Source organism: Pseudomonas sp. GW821-FHT04C07 (assembly GCF_059420325.1).
Genome location: NZ_JBWKTM010000018.1, coordinates 101,011 through 121,109, shown reverse-complemented (window position 1 = coordinate 121,109; position 20,099 = coordinate 101,011). Strand labels below are relative to the sequence as shown.

17 protein-coding genes and 2 pseudogenes are annotated in these 20,099 nt (G+C 58.5%); 12 read left to right on the top strand and 7 right to left on the bottom strand.

Features of this window, described 5'->3' with window-relative positions:
• Positions 1-122 precede the first annotated feature (122 nt).
• The 3 genes from AC07UI_RS26760 to AC07UI_RS26750 are packed head-to-tail and all read right to left on the bottom strand — an operon-like array spanning position 123 to position 3,439.
• On the bottom strand, positions 123-1,097 hold the full coding sequence (locus tag AC07UI_RS26760; RefSeq protein ID WP_494995316.1) for an HlyD family secretion protein: 975 nt from the start codon (positions 1,095-1,097) through the stop codon (positions 123-125).
• Positions 1,098-1,101: 4 nt separating this feature from the next.
• On the bottom strand, positions 1,102-1,302 hold the full coding sequence (locus AC07UI_RS26755; RefSeq protein WP_494995315.1) for a DUF1656 domain-containing protein: 201 nt from the start codon (positions 1,300-1,302) through the stop codon (positions 1,102-1,104).
• Positions 1,292-3,439, bottom strand: a complete 2,148-nt coding sequence (locus AC07UI_RS26750) for an FUSC family protein (RefSeq protein WP_494995314.1) — start codon at positions 3,437-3,439, stop codon at positions 1,292-1,294. Before AC07UI_RS26750 ends, AC07UI_RS26755 begins: the two co-directional genes overlap by 11 nt.
• 322 nt (positions 3,440-3,761) lie before the next feature.
• Here AC07UI_RS26750 and AC07UI_RS26745 point away from each other — a divergent pair, with 322 nt between their 5' ends.
• On the top strand, positions 3,762-4,817 hold the full coding sequence (locus AC07UI_RS26745) for a tetratricopeptide repeat protein (protein WP_494995313.1): 1,056 nt from the start codon (positions 3,762-3,764) through the stop codon (positions 4,815-4,817).
• 162 nt (positions 4,818-4,979) lie between these two features.
• Here the strand turns inward: AC07UI_RS26745 and AC07UI_RS26740 are convergent, their stop codons facing one another.
• The gene (locus AC07UI_RS26740; protein WP_494995312.1) at positions 4,980-5,357 is read right to left on the bottom strand and encodes a response regulator; all 378 of its coding nucleotides are present in this window, start codon (positions 5,355-5,357) and stop codon (positions 4,980-4,982) included.
• A 78-nt stretch (positions 5,358-5,435) separates the two neighbouring features.
• Positions 5,436-5,791, bottom strand: a pseudogene (locus tag AC07UI_RS26735) (histidine kinase); the annotation flags it as partial.
• A gap of 264 nt (positions 5,792-6,055) precedes the next feature.
• Between AC07UI_RS26735 and AC07UI_RS26730 the strand changes: the two are divergent.
• The 11 genes from AC07UI_RS26730 to AC07UI_RS26680 all read left to right on the top strand — a co-directional run bounded on the left by AC07UI_RS26730 (position 6,056) and on the right by AC07UI_RS26680 (position 18,673).
• Positions 6,056-6,424 carry a response regulator gene (locus AC07UI_RS26730; protein ID WP_494995311.1) on the top strand — a complete coding sequence of 123 codons (369 nt, stop codon included), beginning with the start codon at positions 6,056-6,058 and terminating at the stop codon, positions 6,422-6,424.
• Positions 6,425-6,880: 456 nt separating this feature from the next.
• Positions 6,881-8,173: a glycosyltransferase gene (locus tag AC07UI_RS26725; RefSeq protein WP_494995310.1), complete on the top strand. Its 1,293-nt coding sequence runs from the start codon at positions 6,881-6,883 to the stop codon at positions 8,171-8,173.
• Between the two features lie 245 nt (positions 8,174-8,418).
• A complete protein-coding gene (locus AC07UI_RS26720) occupies positions 8,419-8,895 on the top strand; it encodes a PI-PLC domain-containing protein (protein ID WP_494995309.1) in 477 nt (158 codons plus the stop codon).
• Between the two features lie 102 nt (positions 8,896-8,997).
• The gene (locus tag AC07UI_RS26715) at positions 8,998-9,900 is read left to right on the top strand and encodes a helix-turn-helix domain-containing protein (protein ID WP_494995308.1); all 903 of its coding nucleotides are present in this window, start codon (positions 8,998-9,000) and stop codon (positions 9,898-9,900) included.
• 332 nt (positions 9,901-10,232) lie between these two features.
• On the top strand, positions 10,233-11,543 hold the full coding sequence (locus AC07UI_RS26710) for an ABC transporter substrate-binding protein (protein ID WP_494995307.1): 1,311 nt from the start codon (positions 10,233-10,235) through the stop codon (positions 11,541-11,543).
• A gap of 82 nt (positions 11,544-11,625) precedes the next feature.
• Complete coding sequence (locus tag AC07UI_RS26705; protein WP_494995306.1) at positions 11,626-12,552, top strand: carbohydrate ABC transporter permease; 927 nt, start codon at positions 11,626-11,628, stop codon at positions 12,550-12,552.
• Positions 12,553-12,562: 10 nt separating this feature from the next.
• A complete protein-coding gene (locus AC07UI_RS26700; protein ID WP_494995305.1) occupies positions 12,563-13,393 on the top strand; it encodes a carbohydrate ABC transporter permease in 831 nt (276 codons plus the stop codon).
• Positions 13,394-13,501: 108 nt separating this feature from the next.
• Entirely contained in the window at positions 13,502-14,605 is a 1,104-nt protein-coding gene (locus AC07UI_RS26695) for an ABC transporter ATP-binding protein (protein WP_494995304.1), read from the top strand.
• 16 nt (positions 14,606-14,621) lie between these two features.
• A complete protein-coding gene (locus AC07UI_RS26690; protein ID WP_494995303.1) occupies positions 14,622-16,097 on the top strand; it encodes a mannitol dehydrogenase family protein in 1,476 nt (491 codons plus the stop codon).
• A gap of 120 nt (positions 16,098-16,217) precedes the next feature.
• The gene (xylB, locus tag AC07UI_RS26685) at positions 16,218-17,714 is read left to right on the top strand and encodes a xylulokinase (protein WP_494995302.1); all 1,497 of its coding nucleotides are present in this window, start codon (positions 16,218-16,220) and stop codon (positions 17,712-17,714) included.
• Between the two features lie 14 nt (positions 17,715-17,728).
• Positions 17,729-18,673, top strand: a complete 945-nt coding sequence (locus AC07UI_RS26680) for a carbohydrate kinase family protein (RefSeq protein ID WP_494995301.1) — start codon at positions 17,729-17,731, stop codon at positions 18,671-18,673.
• Between the two features lie 9 nt (positions 18,674-18,682).
• Here the strand turns inward: AC07UI_RS26680 and AC07UI_RS26675 are convergent.
• Both AC07UI_RS26675 and ampC read right to left on the bottom strand, forming a co-directional pair.
• A pseudogene (locus AC07UI_RS26675) lies at positions 18,683-18,813 on the bottom strand (IS5/IS1182 family transposase); the annotation flags it as partial.
• Positions 18,814-18,850: 37 nt separating this feature from the next.
• Positions 18,851-20,032, bottom strand: coding sequence for a class C beta-lactamase (gene ampC, locus AC07UI_RS26670; RefSeq protein WP_494995300.1), 1,182 nt, complete (start codon positions 20,030-20,032; stop codon positions 18,851-18,853).
• Between the last annotated feature and the right edge of the window lie 67 nt (positions 20,033-20,099).

Sequence of the window (20,099 nt, the reverse complement as noted above, 5' to 3'; positions counted from 1 at the left end):
GTTCCCACGCTCCTGCGTGGTAACGCATCCCGGTGACGCTCTGCGTCACATGGACGCGGAGCGTCCAGGGCGGCATTTCCACGCAGAGCGTGGGAACGATCGAACGCAGCCTTCGGCAGCTGCTACGGACCGCGTTCTGACCCAGGAACCACATTGGTTTCAAGCACCGTGACGGTGGCGGTGGTACCGGCTCTGAGCCGACGTTTACCGGCATAGTCAGGATCGATCTGTATCCGCACCGGCACCCGTTGCGCCAGTTTGACCCAGGTATAACTGGGGTTGATGTTGGCCAGCAAGCGACCGCCGGGCAAGTTCTCCCGGTCGGCGATGGCGAAGGCAATGCTTTGCACGGTGCCGCCAAAGGTTTCGCCGCTCATCAATTCGATCCTGACGCGGTCGCCCTCCTCGATTCGCGGCAGTTTGGTTTCTTCGAAGTAGCCGCTGACATAAAACGAGTCACTGTCCACCAGCGCCAACAGCGCGCCACCGGCGGCGGCATAGTCGCCTTGGCGGGTCAGCAGGTTGGTGACGTAACCACTGACAGGCGCTTCGACCCGGGTGCGCTGCAAATCCAGTTCAGCCTGGGTCAATGCGGCGATTGCCAGTTGCACGTTGGCCTGAGCCAACCCCAGGTTGGCCTGGTTGCGCAGCAACTCAGCCTGCGCCACCGCCACTTCCGTGCTGGATTTTTCCCACTCTTCGCCGGAGATCGCGAAGCGCTGCTTGAGGGTGCGCCGTCGGCGCTCTTCACTCTGACGCTGGCTGAGCAGCGCTTCACTGGCAACAATCGTTGCTTCGGATTGACCCAGGGTGGCTTTCGCCACCTCCACCGAGCGCTTGGCATGCTCCACCGCCAGGACGTAGCGCGCCGGGTCGATCTCCAACAGCAGCTGGCCTTTGTCCACATGCTGGTTGTCCTGGACGCCCAGGCCGACGATGCGCCCCGAGACATCGGCGGACAAGGTCACCACATCGGCACGTACCCGTGCATCCCGCGTCCAGGGCGCGCGGGTGTAATGCTCCCAGGCAAACCAGCCAAGAACAAAGGCCAGCAAAACCACCGCCACCGTCACGAGTCGGGCAAGGATCTTCTTCAACGCATCAAGCTCCCATCACCAGAATCAGCGTTGCGCAAACGCAGGCGTACAACGCGCCTTCGAACAAGGCTTCATGCCAGACGAACCGCAGCACACCGAAGCGGCGCAGGATCCAGTCCAGCAGCAGGAAAACCGGAAAGGCCAGCAGCAGCGCCTGGGCGATTGGCGGCAAGTAGACGCCACCCACTTCCAGATCAATGGGCAAGGGCCGGAACTCCTTCCATGTCTACGGGTTGAAAGTGTTTGCGATGTCGCTCCAGAAACGACACCACAATCAGCAGCGCCACGCGCATCCTGAAGACCGACCACAGGTGTTCGTGAACGTCTAAATGCAAGTCGTCCATTTCGTCGCCCAGGACCCGCAGGTTTCCGAGCAATTGCTCAAGGTCAATCCCTGGCCGTCCGGCGACCAATCGTCCAGTCTCACGGACTGCAGCCAGCAGACGGTTTTGTTGTTCAGTGCTCAGCAGCGTGTTGCTTCGTCCCTGTTGCCTTAGCTGGTTCAACGCCACACCCAGTGCCATGCACCCGAGGCTGACTTCGAACAGCTCGCTGGACTGCTTGTCGTGGGTGGCCGGTAATAATCCCAACATCATGGTCAGACGATCGACCATGCGGCTTTCAAACGCAAATTGCTGCTCATCGGTGGCCGGTGTCTTCAGCAAAGCGTAGACCTGCTCGCAGTTTTCTTTGAACAGCCGGCGCATCCGCAAAACGGGCCTGAACGGAAAGATCAAGGCGTAGACACTGAGCGCAAGCGTGGCTGCGCAGGTATACGCAGCGGCAAACTCGAACCACAGAATGGCCGTGTTTTGGCCGATTCCCACGTTTTGCGGGCCCAGCAACAGCATCGTCGTCAGTCCAAGCCCAATGCCTGTGCCAGTGGTTGGTGGACTGGCCAGCCCTACCGCGACGGCATACAGCAATGGGGCGAACAACAAGGCGAGTAACTCGAAGTCACTGATCATCGGTACCAGCATGAACTGATACAGCGCCGACACCACCAAAGCCAGACCCAGCCCCCTGGCAAAGCTTTGACTGGCCAGATACGGTCGCGGAAAAGTCGCCATCAGCGAACAGAGAATCCCCAGCACGATCATCCCGCCACGAGCTCCGTCCCAAGCGGTCTCGATCCAGATCAGGCCGGCCACCAGCAACGCGGTAAATGCCCGGATCGCGTTCATCGCCGCCAGGGTGAAGTCCAGATGCAGCGGATTGTCCTGGCCGCGAAACACGCAACTGGCTTCACGCCCGTCCTGGATCGCGTCGCTCAGTTCGAGAATCTGGCCGAGCTGCTCCAGCATCCGCGCCTGCTCCCAGCGCAGAGCCCAGGCTAGTGAGCGTAGCGTGGCAGGCATCGTCTCGGTGAGTTGTTCGGCCTTGTAGGCCTGGTCATCGAAGCGCTGTTGCAGCGCCGAAAAATGATGGCGAGCCTCGGCTGATAACGAGCGTCCCTGCTGGGCCAATTCATCGAGAAAGGCCAGCTCTTCGACGCGCAAACGCTGTATCTCCTCCGGCAACGCGCCTTCCCAGCGCTCGGCAAGCAGCTCCCGCTGGTGGCGCAAAGCCGTCAACCGCGAGGTCAGCAGCACCAGCTGATTACCCAGCAACTGCACCAGCCCATTGGCGCTGCGCAAACGTGGCGCATCGAAATACAAATGCCGACGTACGCCTTCCAGGGCGCTGATCGCGCCTAGCAGCTGCATCTGGCGCCGGTGGAAATCGGCTTCGCTTTCTTCGGTTCGAATGACGGCAGCAGCGTGGGTCGCGAGCAGCTTGATCACTTGATCGATCTTGGCGAAGTAATCCCGGGCCACGGCTTCCGGTCGCGCCGTAAGAAGGCTGACAACGCACACGCAGGCAACCGCCAAGAGTGTCTCGGTCACGCGGGTGACGGCCAGCAGGAACGTGCCGTCCTGATCAGGCACCGCCAGCAGTGCAACAACCACTGCCGTGTATCCGCTCAAAACAAACGCCTGGGAACTGGTGTAGCGCAACAAGGTGCCGCCGGCGGTACACAGCGCCAGCCACAAGGCCAGGGTGGTGATGAAAGGCAGCGGCGCCTGGGGAAAGATCGCCATGATCAACACCGCCACGACCGCACCCAGGGTGGTGCCGATGACCTGGCCGAAACTGCGGGCCAGGGCCATGCCGCCCAGTGGCTGGCTGACGATGACCACCGCCATGATCGACCACTTGGGCTGGTCGAGGTCGAACAAGAAGGCCAGATACAGCGTCAATAGCCCGGCCGCGATGGTTCTCAGGGCGAACAACAGCACCCCTTGCCCGGGGTTGAGTATCGCCTTGAAGTACTGAAGTAGCGGTTGCATGGGAACACTCATCGAGTCATCTCCAGCAAGCGTAGTCACTGCTTCGGTGCCTCGACAGGTTTCAGTGTCGACACAAGTTCCAGGCAAACTCGCCGATGGGTCAGACGCTTCCGATAGATATACTCGATCACCCTTCAGCCATAGCGATTGGACAGAAACGAGCCGCGCTTCCAGGCTGGAACCGCTGCGAAAGCGTCACTCGATAAAGCCCAGCCCCATGCTTGTGCGTCCCAAGCCCATCGAGTACGTACTGACCTGAGTCAGGGTTTGACTCCTGGCCCCTCCTGACCGAAGCTGACGCCTTTGTAAAAGCTGCCAGCCCCCGGACTCCTGCATGCCCAAGCCCCGCCGCTATCTGATCATCGGTCTGCTTATCGTGTTTGCCTGCGCCATTGCCTGGTTTTTTATGCGCAGTACTGCGCCAGTCGTGCCTCCTGCGGTGAAGCAGGGTTATGGCAAAGCGCTGGAACAGGCCCACAATGGCCAACCGGGCGCGGCGCGGGTGCTCTATCAACAACTGGCCCGCCCGGACCTGTCGGACAGCCAACGGGTCAGGCTACATGCCGAACTTCCCGACTACCCCAGCCCGCAAGCCTTGAAACTGGCCGAAGCCGATTTGCTCAACCCCTCGATAGTGGTTCGTCAGGCGGCAATACAGAGCATTGTCGGGCTGGTGCCTGGCGGGCAAAGGAGCCTGTTGCTCGGGCCCTTGCTCGAGGACAGGGAACAAAGTGTGCGTTTCGCCGCGGCTAACGCGCTACTGGGGCTTTCGCCGGACGATCTGGGTTTGTATTTCGGTCCCCTGGAGCAAGTCCTCGACGAGTATGAATCAGTCCTCAAGGCCCAGCCCCAGAGTGTCGAGGCGCAATACCAACTGGCGCGCCTGCACCTGCACAACGCTCAATTGAAAGAGGCACAACAGGCTCTCGAAACGGTGCTGCGCCTGCAGCCTGAAAATCTACGCGCCGTCGTCACGCAGATTGAGGTGCTGGACAAACAAGGTCAGGCTGATGCTGCCCGGCAGTTGCTTGCCAGGCAGCTGCAAGAGCAATCCGGCTCGGCGTATCTGCAGCATGCCCTGGGTCTCTGGCTATTGCATCACGGGCAAGGTGAATACGCCTTGCTGGGTCTGTCCAAAGCCGTGGAGCTTGAACCGGACAACAACGAATACCGATACGACCTGGCCACCACACTGCACGGCGAAAAAGAACTTGAGGCCGCACAAAAGCAGCTCGAAGAGATCGTTCAACGCCAGCCAGCCAATCGCAAGGCGCGGGTACTGCTGATCAACTACTGGAAAGAAAGCGGGCAACTGCAAAACGTGCAAATCCTGCTGGCGCAGCTGGAACAACAGAATCCGGATGACCCGGCGTTGCAGCAGGGGTTGTAGGCCCAAGCCTGCGACAACCCCCCGAAAGATCGTCCGAACGCGGGCTCGGCAACTCCTGCAGGTTATGCGTACACCTGATCATCCACGGCTGTACCAGGTCGATGCAGGATCTGCGCGAATGCCTGGTCCGCCGGTTGCGGTCTCGTAGAGAACAACCGCTCGCTACGCCAGCATTTCCTGAATTTTCTGCTGCAAGGTACTCAGGTTGAAGGGCTTTTCCAGGATCGGTGCAGTCCGCGTGATAGGGCTGCCAGATTCTCGAATTTCAGCCGCGTAACCACTGATAAAGATCACTTTCAGGTCCGGGCGAAGCTTGAGCGCAGGCTCGGCGATCATCACCCCGGTGATGCCACCGGGCAGTCGATAATCGGTGATCATGACGTCCAGGTTCGGTTTACTGGCCAGAATCTCGAAGGCCTGCTCGCCATTCTCGGCCTGTAATACCCGATAGCCCAGGCCCGACAGGTAGTCGGCGAGAAGCATCAGGATTACCGGTTCATCTTCGACGATCAGTACGACGTCTTGTGCATCTTCACTCATGGGAAGCCTTTGTTCGTTCAATAGCTGCCGGATACGACCATCCGGTCAAGCAGAGGTTGCGTCGCTTGTAGCTGTTTTCTACAGCAGCAGGCAAACGCGAAATAAGGAGCCTTCATAATCTTGCATTCAACAGTGATGGAGCCAGCATGGGCTTCGAGCCGTGCCTGGCCGCCTTCGGTGTACACGTGCAGGTCGATCGGACCCTTGGCGCCATAACGCAAAGCAATTGTCAGCAGGCTGGATACTACCTGTTCGATGGGGGACTCGTCCCGGTTGCCTTCTACCGGTAGATCGGCAACGAAGCTCACCGAGGATTCAGCCGAATCGACTTGCAGCGCGAAGTTCTGCAACAGGAAAAGCACAAATTGTGCCAGATAAAACCGGCTGGAGAGGATCGACAGCTTGCCGGTGCGGAACCGCGAAACATTGCGCATGCACACCGCTTAAAGGCCTTGGTGAAGTGCTGAAACACGGGGCTTGCTCCTGAGCCGGGCTGCTATTTTTCTGACAGCTTAGCGCGCAATGTCCTATGTCGTACCTGCCCTGGGTCAAGCAGAAGGTTATTCTTGTCGGCCGGTATACCGCTATGCTGTTTTGTACAACCTCGAGAACTTGTCGGGACTCGCTAATGGCTCATGCCAGTAGCGAGTCTGTTTCACCGACCGGCACCCGCGCCTTCACTTTTAGAGAGCCCCGCAATGTCCGCCATCGCCTCCACCGTCCTTGTAGTCGAAGACGACGCCATCGTACGCGAGCTGATCGTTGACGTATTGCAAGAGCTGGAGCTCAAGGTGCTTGAAGCCGATGGCAGCGAAACCGCCTTGAAACTTCTCGGGGACAGCGGGCAGACCATCGACCTGTTGATGACAGACGTCGGACTACCGGGCATGGACGGTAAAGAACTGGCGGTCCGTGCCCGTGAGCTTCGACCCACATTGCCAGTTCTGTTTGCCAGTGGTTATGCCGAAAGCATTGAAGCCCCGGTCGGCATGTCGGTCATCGGCAAGCCGTTCTCTATAGATCAACTGCGGGACAAGGTTCAGAGCATGCTCCGACAAGGGCGCTGAACGCCGCTTTAGAGTTCAGCCTTCTTGATTATTTTCGCGACTGTGTTTTTCGGCTCGCCTTGCCATGAACGCATCGATTTCGCTCGAGGACAGGAATTTCCATGCATTGACAAACACGGGATGGACGATCCTCACCCCCTATATCGTAAAAACCGGTTTTGATTGGTACATGCTGGACTTGGACACGCTGACGCCGAGGGGACCCAAACTCATGAATTTTCAGTTAGAGATTGCCCCATCACCGACAGCAGCACGTTGAGCATCACCCCTCACTGATTGAGCTTTAACAAGACCCAATCCACCCGGTCAGCTCCACCTCTTTGAGGTGGCTGCCGGGCGCCAACTCACCAGGCTGAAATGCCGTGAGAATCTGCGAAGCGACTTTCATCTGAAGCGTGGTTTAATTGCGCCCTTTTCGCGTCCCCTGCCACCCGCTCGCATCAAAGGAACCGTTCTATGAGTCAGCCTGCAACCAAAGTCCTGGTCATTGGTTACGTCTGGCCCGAGCCACGCTCATCCGCCGCCAGCGGGCATGTGATGCAGATCCTTGAGACTTTTTTGCAACAGGGTTGGGACGTCACCTTCAGCAGTCCCGCGGGCATCGGAGAACATAAGGCGGACCTGCTTGCGTTGGGCATTCGCGAATGCCCGATCGAATTGAACAACAGCAGTTTCGACGCCTTTGTCGCCGAGCTGGCGCCGGATATCGTGCTGTTCGACCAGTTCATGATGGAAGAGCAATTCGGTTGGCGCGTCGAAAAACAATGCCCCGACGCCCTGCGCGTGCTGGAGACGTCGGACCTGCAAAGCCTGCGGCATGCGCGTCATCAGCGGCTCAAGGACCGCCTCAAAGCCGGCGATGACCAGGATGACTTCCGTACGCTATTCGCACCAGCCCTGCGCGAGGAATTCGAGCACATGGCCGACACTGATCTGGCCAAACGGGAAATCGCCGCACTCTATCGCTGCGATCTCAGCCTGATGATCTCCGAGGTCGAAATCGAACTGCTGGTCGAGCAATTCAAGGTGCCACGTAATTTGCTGCACTGGTGCCCACTGATGCTCGACCCGCCGGCACAGTCGTTCGTCCCGTTTGAAGACCGCGCGCACTTTCTGAGCATCGGCAACTTCCGCCATGCGCCGAATTGGGATGCAGTGCTCTGGATGAAAACCACCCTCTGGCCATTGATCCGTCAGCAACTGCCCGGTGCGCAGTTGCATATCTATGGTGCCTATACCCCGCCCAAGGCCACAGCGTTGCACAACCCGGCCCAAGGCTTTCATGTGATGAACTGGGCTGAGGATGCCTTACAGGTCATGGCGGCGGCGCGAATCTGTCTTGCACCGCTGCGTTTCGGCGCCGGGATCAAAGGCAAGATTGTCGATGCCATGCTCTGTGGCACCCCTAACGTCACGACCCCGATTGGCGCCGAAGCCATGGGTGGCGACCTGCCTTGGCCAGGCGCCATAGCCGAAACCGCGAGCACGCTGGCCGATGCCTCGGTGCAGCTCTATAAGGACAAGACGCTGTGGAATCAGGCTCAGGATCGTGGCCGTGAACTACTGGCCGCCCGTTACCAGCAACAGGTGCATGGCCCGGCGTTGATTGAACGCTTGCAGTCGTGCCGAATAGATCTGTTGCAACTACGACGGGACAATTTTACCGGCAGTATGCTTCGGCACCACCACCATAAAAGCACTCAATACATGGCGCAGTGGATCGAGGCGAAGAACCGAACTGCCCCTTAAGCCACACACTTCAATGGTTCATGATTTTTTGCCATTGAATACGCTGCACTTCTGCCCCTGACATTAACCTTGCTTGCTCCGCCAGCAAGGTGTCACGGTGCGATTAGTTATCCAGACATTTCAATTCCCCGCCACTCGCCGATCATTGAACTATATATAAAACTGTGTGACCAGCAGCCTTGGCGACACACACCGTGGATCACACTACAAAGCAACTTATTACCCTATTGATATTGAGCGATGGAATGCATTATGGCGACTTCAAAGGTTTTAACAGTGCCATTCTGGAGGCACTGGGATCGCGACTGATCCCCAAACAAAATAAATACTTGACTCCGGGGGAATTAAAGAAGATTAGCAACCAGCAACGAATTGTACTGGCGACCCGGAGGCATCCTGACATGGACAGCCCGATATTCTGGCCAAAGATCGAACATAAGTGGAGTCGTAACGACATTACTTCCCCTGATGAACTGAAACAACACATTGCTCGCACATTAAAATCCCCACCTTCGGGTGCAATGCCCTGGTCACTATCTGCAACCAGTTATGAAAAACTGGCGGGGGTGAAAAGAATTGCCAAAGAGCTGAATGAATGGTTTGGTCCAACGTCTGGCTGGACACCAAAATGCAGCATTATCAATGTCGATTTTCTGGGCGATACTTTGCTCGTTGATTATTGCCGGGAAGTCAACATGGCGACGGGGCGAAACAAACACTGAACCTTTGGAAAAGCCGATACCTCTCCTACGGGTACGGCGGGCTGGTGCTGCCTGTCTGGAGAGGGCATCATCAGGACGCAAGAACAATAAAAGCGCCCCAAGATGACCCGAGCAGCCAGAATCACCGACCCTTCCTACGAATTGATGGACGACCACAACGGGTTGTCCATCATCTATCGGCAGCACGGCTTCCCATGCCCTCTAGTGCGCTGGCATTTCCATAAGGAGTACGAACTGCACCTGATCGTTGCCAGCTCCGGCAAGGTGTTCATTGGCGATTACATCGGCAATTTCTACCCCGAAACGCTCTTCCTCACCGGCCCCAACCTACCCCACAACTGGATCAGCCAGGTTGCCGAAGACGAAGTGGTGCCCAAGCGCGACATGCTGGTGAACTTCACCGACGAGCTGTTCGAAAGCGGCCATCAGGTATTCTCCGAGCTGAAGGCGCTCACGCCTTTGCTCGAGCGCGCGCATTACGGAATCGAGTTCCGCTGCAAACACACCATTGGCCAGGCAATGACCTTGATGCAACACATCGCCGACTCCAAAGGTGCTACCCGGCTTGGGCACTTTTTCATTCTGCTGGAACTGCTCAGCACGTGCGACGATTACCAGGTGCTCTCGGGCGCGACTACCCCGCAACTGGCCGATGAGCACAATATCGACCGCACCAACCGCGCGGTGGATTACATCTTTGCTCATTACGCCCGCGAATTGCCGCTTGAAGAAGTCGCCGAATATCTGGGCATGAAACCTACGTATTTTTCCCGGGTGTTCAAGCAGGCCACGGGGCGCTGCTTCATCGAGTTCGTCAATCGCTTGCGCATCAGCAAGTCCTGCGAGCTGCTGGCTGATGGCAAAAAGCCGATCACCGATGTGTGTTTCGAATCTGGCTTCAACAATATTTCCAATTTCAACCGGCGTTTTCAGCAGCTCAAGGGCATGACGCCTTCGCACTATCGACGCTTGGCGGTGCAACGGTTGACTGAGCAGAATCTGTAAAATACACCCCTTGTTGATCGTTCCCACGCTCCGCGTGGTAACGCCGCCCTGGACGCTCCGCGTCCGTACGCGAATGTGACGCGCAGCGTCACGGAATGCATTCCCACGCGGAGCGTGGGAACGATCAGCGCTGACATTCTGCTGAATCGTTTATCCCGAATTATCCTCATCTTGTCCCCCAGTGCAAAATAGTATCGATTCAAGTGTCATGGATGATTTGTCATCGCACCGTTTGAGGGCTGTAATCAGCCCACATTCTTCCTTACCTGTGGAAGACACAAAAACAATAACGGTCCTTCTGCTGCCCACCGGGCGTAGAAGAGGAGTGCGCGATGAAACCCTCTGTAAAAGCTCTGCTTGTCACCACCTGCATGACCCTCAGCGGCGTCAGCCTTGGCGCACAAACCCTGACCATTGCCACGGTCAACAACAGCGACATGATCCGCATGCAAAAGCTCTCGAAGACCTTCGAAGCCGAGCACCCGGATATCAAGCTCAATTGGGTCGTGCTGGAAGAAAACGTCCTGCGCCAACGACTGACCACGGACATCGCCACCCAGGGCGGACAGTTCGACGTATTGACCATCGGTATGTACGAAGCCGCACTCTGGGGCGCCCAGGGTTGGCTGGAGCCGATGCGGGACCTGCCCGCCTCCTACGACCTCAACGATGTTTTCCCTTCGGTGCGTGCAGGCCTGTCGGTCAAGGGCACGCTCTACGCCTTGCCGTTCTATGCCGAAAGCTCCATGACCTACTACCGCACCGACCTGTTCAAGGATGCCGGGCTGACGATGCCTGAACATCCCACCTGGAAGCAGATCGGCGAGTTCGCCACCCTGCTGAACAAACCCGGGCAGGACCAATACGGCATCTGCCTGCGCGGCAAGGCCGGCTGGGGGGAAAACATTGCGCTGATTTCTACCATCGCCAATGCCTATGGAGCGCGCTGGTTCGATGAGAAATGGCAGCCGGAATTCAGCGGCCCCGAATGGAAAGACGCGGTGAATTTCTACGTTGACACCCTGAAGAAATCCGGCCCGCCAGGCGCGTCCAGTAACGGGTTCAACGAAAACCTGGCGTTGTTCAACAGCGGCAAATGCGCCATGTGGATTGATGCCACGGTGGCCGGTTCCTTCGTCACCGACAAAACCCAGAGCAAGGTCAGCGAGCATGTCGGCTTTGCTTATGCGCCCCATCAAGTGAGTGACCAGAGTTCGGCCTGGCTTTACTCCTGGTCCCTGGCGATCCCGACCAGCTCCAAAGCCAAGGATGCGGCAAAAACCTTCACCAGCTGGGCGACTTCCAAAGAGTATGGCGCACTGGTCGCCGAGAAAGACGGCATCGCCAACGTTCCCCCAGGCACCCGCGCTTCTACCTACAGCGAGGCCTACATGAGCGCGGCTCCGTTCGCTAGGGTGACGCTGGAATCGCTGAAAGCGGCCGACCCGAGCAAACCGACTATCAAACCCGTGCCTTACGTTGGTATCCAGTTGGTGACCATTCCTGAATTCCAGGCAATCGGCACTCAGGTGGGCAAGTTGTTCTCCGCCGCATTGACCGGTCAGAGCAGCGTCGACCAAGCCCTCGCCTCCGCCCAGCAAACCACCGAACGCGAGATGAAACGCGCCGGTTATCCCAAATAACCCGGACCCCCCTGTGGGATCGCCGCACCGTCGCTCCCACATTTGATCTTCATCTGCCTGTCACCAATCGGTTGTGATCACCATGAATACTTCGACGCTCAAAGCACATATGGAAATTCCCCAGCCGGTTCGCAAAAGCCGGTTGGCCAACCCCGGCTGGTTTCTGGTCAGCCCCTCGGTGGCGCTGTTGCTGCTGTGGATGATCGTGCCACTGGGCATGACCCTGTACTTTTCGCTGATCCGCTACAGCCTGCTCTACCCTGGTGAAAACCAGTTCGTGGGACTGGAGAACTTCACCTACTTCCTGAGCGATTCGGGCTTCCTGCCCGGCGCCACCAATACCCTGTTGCTGGTCGGCAGCGTGCTGCTGATCAGCGTGGTACTGGGGGTGTTGATCAGCGCCTTGCTGGAGGCCAGCGAGTTTCTCGGGCGCGGCATCGTCCGCGTACTGCTGATCTCACCGTTCTTCATCATGCCCACCGTGGGTGCGTTGATCTGGAAGAACCTGATTTTCCATCCGGTGTCGGGGATTCTCGCCTACGTCTGGAAGCTGTTCGGCGCGCAACCGGTGGACTGGCTGGCGCATTACCCGCTGCTGTCGATCATCATCATTGTCTCCTGGCAATGGCTGCCCTTCGCGATCCTGATCCTGATGACCGCCATGCAGTCCCTCGACCAGGAACAGAAAGAAGCCGCGCGCCTGGACGGTGCCGGGCCGATCGCGATCTTCTGGCACCTGACCCTGCCGCACCTGGCCCGGCCGATTGCGGTGGTGGTGATGATCGAAACCATCTTCCTGCTCTCGGTGTTCGCCGAAATCTTCACCACCACCAACGGTGGCCCCGGCTATGCCTCGACCAACCTCGCCTACCTGATCTACAACCAGGCGCTGGTGCAATTCGATGTCGGCATGGCGTCCGCCGGCGGCTTGATTGCGGTGGTGATTGCCAATATCGCGGCGATTGTGCTGGTCCGGATGATCGGCAAAAACCTGACAGACAAAGCCTGAGGCCTGCACCATGACCCTTCAACAATCCCGTCGTCTGCAAAGCCTGCTGCTGGGCACTCTGGCCTGGGCCATCGCGATCCTGATTTTCTTCCCGATCTTCTGGATGGTGCTGACCAGTTTCAAAACCGAAATCGACGCGTTCGCCACGCCACCGCAGTTCCTCTTCACCCCGACGCTGGAGAACTACCTGCACATCAACGAGCGTAGCGACTACTTCAGTTTCGCCTGGAACTCCGTGGTGATTTCCTTCAGTGCCACGGCCCTGTGCCTGCTGATTGCGGTGCCGGCGGCTTACTCCATGGCGTTCTACGAAACCCAGCGCACCAAAGGCACGCTGCTGTGGATGCTCTCGACCAAGATGCTGCCACCGGTGGGCGTGCTGATGCCGATCTACCTGCTGGCCAAGAGTTTCGGCCTGCTCGACACGCGCATCGCGCTGATCGTGATCTACACGCTGATCAACCTGCCGATCGTGGTCTGGATGATTTACACCTACTTCAAGGACATTCCTAAAGACATCCTCGAAGCCGCGCGACTGGACGGTGCGACGCTCGCTCAGGAAATGCTTCGGGTGCTGCTGCCGATCGCCAAGGGCGGCCTGGCGTCCACCGTGCTGCTGTCGCTGATCCTGTGCTGGAACGAAGCGTTCTGGTCGCTGAACCTCACCTCGTCGAAAGCCGCGCCGCTGACCGCGTTGATCGCCTCCTATTCGAGTCCCGAAGGGTTGTTCTGGGCCAAGTTGTCGGCGGTGTCGACGCTGGCCTGTGCGCCGATCCTGATCTTCGGCTGGATCAGCCAGAAACAGCTGGTGCGTGGTTTGTCATTTGGCGCGGTGAAGTAGGGACACGGGGCATACACGATCCAATGCAGGAGCTGGTACAGCCTGTGATCTTTTGATCTTCGGCTCCTGCATAAACCCAATCAGAACAATTAAAAATGGAGGCCCATCATGGCCAACCTGAAAATCAAGAATCTGCAAAAAGGCTTCGAAGGCTTTTCCATCATCAAAGGCATCGACCTGGAAGTGAACGACCGCGAGTTCGTGGTCTTTGTTGGTCCGTCCGGTTGCGGCAAGTCCACACTGTTGCGGCTGATCGCCGGGCTGGAGGAAGTCAGCAGCGGAACCATCGAGCTCGATGGCCGCGACATCACCGAAGTCAGCCCGGCCAAACGCGACCTGGCAATGGTGTTCCAGACCTACGCCCTGTACCCGCACATGAGCGTGCGCAAAAACATGTCCTTCGCTCTTGATCTCGCTGGCGTGGCCAAGGCCGAAGTCGATAAAAAGGTAAACGACGCCGCGCGGATTCTGGAACTTGCGCCAATGCTGGAGCGCAAACCGAAGCAGCTTTCCGGCGGTCAACGCCAGCGCGTGGCTATCGGTCGGGCGATTGTCCGTAATCCGAAAATCTTCCTGTTCGACGAGCCGCTGTCCAACCTCGACGCCGCCCTGCGGGTGCAGATGCGTCTGGAACTGGCGCGGCTGCACAAAGAACTGCAAGCGACGATGATCTACGTGACCCACGACCAGGTCGAAGCCATGACCCTGGCCGACAAAGTGGTAGTACTCAATGGTGGACGCATCGAGCAGGTCGGCTCGCCACTGGAGCTCTATCACCAGCCAGCCAACCTGTTTGTGGCTGGCTTCCTCGGCACGCCAAAAATGGGCTTTCTCAAAGGCAAGGTCAGCCGTATCGACGCTCAGGGCTGTGAAGTCGAACTGGACGCCGGCACCCGCATCCGCCTGCCGCTCAGTGGCGCGACGTTGAGCGTTGGCGGCCCGATCACCCTGGGGATTCGTCCGGAACACTTGAACCTGGCGCAACCGGGCGACTGCACCTTGCAGGTCACAGCCGATGTCAGCGAGCGCCTGGGCAGCGACACCTTCTGCCACGTCCTGACCGCCTCCGGCGAAGCCCTGACCATGCGCATACGCGGTGACCTGGCCAGCCGTTATGGCGAGAAGCTGAGCCTGCACCTGGACGCTGAACACTGCCATTTATTCGATGCCAACGGTGTGGCGGTTACCCGACCGCTACGCGCCGCCGCCTGATTGCCGAGAGCTCAACATGAAACTGAACAAGCAGAACCTTAGCCGTCTGGCGCCTGAAGTGGCGGTGCCCGCCTATGCCGTGGCGGACACCCGGCAAGGTATCGCGCATATCGGTGTCGGTGGTTTTCACCGCGCCCATCAGGCGTATTACACCGACGCCTTGATGAACTTGGGTGAAGGCCTGGACTGGAGCATCTGCGGCGTCGGCCTGCGCGCCGAGGATCGCCGCGCCCGGGATGACCTGGCCGGCCAGGACTACCTGTTCACCCTGTTTGAACTGGGCGATACCGATGACACTCAGGTCCGGGTCATCGGCGCCATCAGCGACATGCTGCTGGCCGAAGACGGTGCCGATCCGCTGATCGACAAGCTCGCCAGCCCGCAGATTCGCATCGTCTCGCTGACCATCACCGAGGGCGGCTATTGCATTGACGACAGCAACGGCGAGTTCATGGCGCACTTGCCACAGATCCGGCATGATCTGGCCCATCCGGACAGCCCGAAAACCGTGTTCGGTTTTCTCTGTGCAGCCCTGGCCAAGCGCCGCGCCGCTGGCATTCCAGCGTTCACCCTGATGTCCTGCGATAACCTGCCGCACAACGGCGCGGTGGCCCGCAAGGCGCTGCTGGCCTTTGCTGCCCTGCGCGATGCCGGCCTGCACGACTGGATTGGTGCCCACGTCAGCTTCCCCAACGCCATGGTCGATCGCATCACGCCGATGACCAGCGCCGCCCATCGCCTGCAACTGCACGACGAACACGGCATCGACGATACCTGGCCGGTGGTCTGTGAGCCCTTTGTGCAATGGGTGCTGGAGGACAAATTCGTCAACGGTCGTCCAGCCTGGGAAAAGGTCGGCGTGCAGTTCACCGACGACGTCACACCCTATGAAGAGATGAAGATCAAACTGCTCAACGGCAGCCATCTGGCGCTGACCTATCTGGGAGTTCTCAAAGGTTATCGCTTCGTCCACGAGACCATGAACGACCCGCTGTTCGTACGTTTCATGCGCGCCTACATGGACCTCGACGTAACGCCGCAACTGGCGCCGGTCCCGGGAATCGATCTGACACGTTACAAAGACACTCTGGTAGATCGCTTCTCCAACCAGGCGATTGCCGATCAGCTTGAACGGGTGTGTTCTGATGGCTCCTCGAAATTTCCCAAGTTCACCGTGCCGACCATCAATCGGCTGATCGCCAATGGCGAAGAAACAGAGCGCGCGGCATTAGTGGTTGCCGCTTGGGCGCTGTATCTCAAAGGCGTCGATGAGAATGGTGACAGCTACGCCATTGCTGACCCTCGAGCTGAGTTTTGTCAGGCGTTGGTGGCGGATGATGTGTTGGTCACGCAGAGATTGCTCGCGGTTGAGGAGATCTTTGGTACGGCGATTCCTGAATCGGCCGAGTTTGTCGCGGCGTTTGAGCGGTGCTTGAACAGCTTGCGCGAGGATGGGGTGACCAGGACGTTAGAGAAGCTACTCGCAAACTGATCGTTCCCACGCTCTGCGTGGGAATGCAGCCCGTGACGCTCCGCGTCACCTCCAAGAACGGACGCAGAGCGTCCAGTGAAGCATTCCCACGCGCAGCGTGGGAATGATCAAGGTCTTTGCATGGCAAACCAAAAACTATTCCTGGGCATCGACTGCGGCACCCAAGGTACCAAAGCCATTGTCCTCGACTCGGTCAGTGGCAAGGTTCTGGGCCATGGCGCAGCCAGCCATAGCATGATCAGCGGCGCCAATGGCCGTCGCGAGCAGGACACTGACCAGTGGCTTGGCGCCTTGATACTCTCGACGCGCAGAGCGCTGCAGGCGGCCGATGTCAGTGGTCAGGACATCCTTGGCATCGGCGTTTCCGGCCAGCAGCATGGCTTGGTGCTGCTCGATGATGAAGGTCAGGTACTGCGCCCGGCCAAGCTTTGGTGCGATACCGAGTCCACCCCGGAAAATGATCGGCTGCTGGCTCATCTGGGCGGCGAACGTGGTTCGCTGGAACGCCTCGGCGTGGTCATCGCACCTGGCTATACGGTATCGAAACTGCTCTGGACCAAAGAGCGGCATCCTGAGGTTTTTGCCGAGATAGCGACGATATTGCTGCCCCACGACTACCTTAATTACTGGCTGACCGGCCGCCGTTGCAGCGAATACGGTGATGCCTCAGGCACCGGTTATTTCAATGTGCGCAGCCGTGAATGGGATGTGTCATTGCTCAACCATATCGACCCCCGCGGTCGGCTGGCCGCGGCCTTGCCACAACTGATCGAAGCCCGTACGCCGGTGGGCACTTTGCTTCCAGACATCGCTGAGCTGCTGGGTGTCAATCCCAAAGCACTGGTATCCAGTGGCGGTGGCGACAACATGATGGGCGCCATCGGCACCGGCAACATTCAGCCCGGGGCGATCACCATGAGCCTCGGGTCCTCCGGCACTGTGTATGCCTACGCCGAACAGCCGCACGTCAGCCCGGACGCGTCGGTGGCAAGCTTCTGTTCATCCAGCGGCGGCTGGCTGCCGTTGATCTGCACCATGAACCTGACCAACGCCACGGGGATGATTCGCCAGTTGTTCGAGCTGGACATCGATCGCTTCAACCAGCTTGTCGCCCAGGCGCCTATTGGCGCCGAAGGTGTGTGCATGCTGCCGTTCCTCAACGGCGAACGGGTCCCCGCCCTGCCCCATGCCAGCGGCAGCCTGCTGGGTTTGAACATGACCAACCTGACTCAGGCCAACCTGTGCCGCGCCGTGGTCGAAGGCACCACCTTCGGTTTGCGCTATGGTCTGGATCTGTTGCGCAACAACGGTTTGCAGAGCCGCAGTATTCGGCTGACTGGCGGCGGATCAAAAAGCCCGATATGGCGGCAGATGGTCGCCGATATCATGAACACCCCCGTGATCTGCCCCGAACAAAGCGAAGCCGCGGCCCTCGGTGCGGCGATTCAGGCTGCCTGGTGCGAGTCCTGGGCAAATGGAACAGAACAAAGCCTGTTTGAACTGTGCGAGCGTTGTGTCAGCCTCGACCCAGTCAGTCAAACCTTGCCGGGCGCGGCCAGCGTAAACGCCTATCAACAGGCCTATGAACGCTATCAACAGCATGTGGCAACCCTTTAAAAGAGAGAACGACTATGTATTTGGTGTGTGGTGAAGCGCTGTTCGATTTCTTCAGCGAAAACGACATCAGCGGTCAGGCTTCGAAAGTGAATTACAAAGCGATTGCTGGCGGTTCACCGTTCAACGTGGCCGTAGGTTTACGGCGTTTGGGCATCGACGTGGCGCTGCTCGCCGGGCTGTCCAACGACTACCTGGGTCGACGTCTGCGGCAGGTGTTGCAGGAGGAAGGCGTGCGCCCGGACTACCTGTTGGACTTCGACGCACCGACCACTCTGGCGATGGTCGCCGTCGGCACCGATGGCTCGCCGCATTACAGCTTCCGCGGTGAAGGCTGTGCTGATCGTCTGCTGTTGCCTGCACATTTGCCTGTGTTGGGCGCCGATGTGCGCGGCTTGCATATTGGTTCGTTCTCGTTGGTGGTGCAGCCGATTGCCGATACCCTGCTTGCCCTGGTGCGCCGGGAAAGCGGCAAGCGTCTGATCAGCCTCGACCCCAATGTACGACTCAACCCCGAACCGGATATCGAACGGTGGCGCGAGCGCATCAGCACACTGGTCGAACATGCCGACCTGATCAAGGTCAGCGATGAAGACCTGAAGCTGCTCTACCCGGAGTGTGATCCGCAGAGCGTGATCGAAGGCTGGCTGGAACACCGCTGTCAGCTGGTATTCCTCACCCGTGGCAGTCAGGGCGCAACGGTATTCAGCCGCCGCCATGGCAATTGGTCGGTACCGGCTTGCCCCGTAGTGATGGCTGACACCGTGGGTGCCGGCGACACCTTCCAGGCGGCCCTGATCGCCTGGCTGACCGAACAGCGACTCGATTCAATCGAAGGCCTGCAACGCCTGACCCGCGAACAGATCAGCGCCATGCTCACCTTCGCTGTCAGCGCCGCCGCCCTGACCTGCAGCAAAACCGGGCCGGATTTGCCGTATCGGCATCAGCTGGATCTTCGCTGACGGTCCGGCTCTGAACCAATAGTGCTGCCATAGGCGCCGCGGCGTGCAAGCCAGCGAGGCCATGGCAGCAAAACTTCTTGCCGGTTTGTCGTAGCGGGTACCGATCCTTGGCTTTCCTTCAGCCAGTCAAACATCCGCTCGGCGGTGTCCGTAAGCAACCCGTCTATCCAGGTGACCTCAGTTCGCTATTGGTAAACAGCAATCCAGCTTGTTCAGTATTCGATGCGCCAGGCGAACCCGGGACTCGTTGGGATAGTTCTTATTGGCCAGCACCACAATGCCGAGCTGTTTCGCAGGCACAAAGGCCACGTAGGCACCAAAACCACCGGTCGAGCCGGTCTTGTTGATCCAGACAGCCTCCTGCGGCGGCAGGGGCGGATTCAGTTCTGTGACGGCATTGCTCTGATAAATCATCTTGTCGGAGTTGCCTTCGATCAGCGTATTCAGCTCCGCCGGGTAGCTGTACTGCTCCCAGACCAGATCCTGCGTCATCGAACCCAGCTTGAAGTAGCCCGTATGGGTATCGACGATCGCACGTTTGAGTTTTGTCTCTGTCTGCGTGAGGCCCAGGTTGGCCTCGACGAAGTGGATCAGGTCCCTGGCGGTGGTTTTCACACCGTAGGCTTCAGCTCCAAGTACACCGGGGTTCAACCGGACCGGAGCATCCTCTTTGTTGTAGCCCTGAGCGTAGAGGGGCATCTTGCTTGCCGGAACGTTGATGAAGCTCTCAGGCATACCCAATTTGGGAAACAGCCGTTGCTCCATCGCCTCTTCAAACGGCATGTTCATGCTCTTGGCCGCGATCAAGCCGAGCATCCCGATACTGGGGTTGGCATAGGTCCTGTACGTGCCAGGGGCGTAGCTGGGCTGCCAGGCCTTGAAGTAGTCCATCATCTGCCCGGTATTCTGTATGTCGTCAGGAAACTGAAGAGGGAAGCCTCCAGCCGTGTGAGTCCCCAAATTCATCAACGTCACCTTGTCGAAATGACTGCCCTGGAGTTGAGGCAGATACTTGCCTGGGCTGTCGGTGAGTGAAAGCTGCCCATTGGCCTGAGTGTAAGTCGCCAACGTGGCCGTGAATGTTTTGCTGATCGAGCCGACTTCAAAGAGCGTATCGCTCGTAACCTTCTGCTGTGTTTCCCTGGAGGTCACGCCGTAGTTGTAGAACCGCTGCTTGCCATTGGCCGTAACCGCAATGGCCAGGCCGGGAATGTTGTATTGCTGCATGACCTCTCGAGCGGCATCTTGCACGAGGGTATCGATATCCGGCTGTTGGGTATTGGCCATGGCGAATTTGCCGAAAAAGACTGCCCAGGCGAGCAAGAGAAATTCTGCGCAACGCTTTGCGATTGGGCGCATTCGGATTGTCCTCAGGTCTTTTTAATGGGGGACGAAAACTATCATCTCAATCCGACTGCTTCAAAGG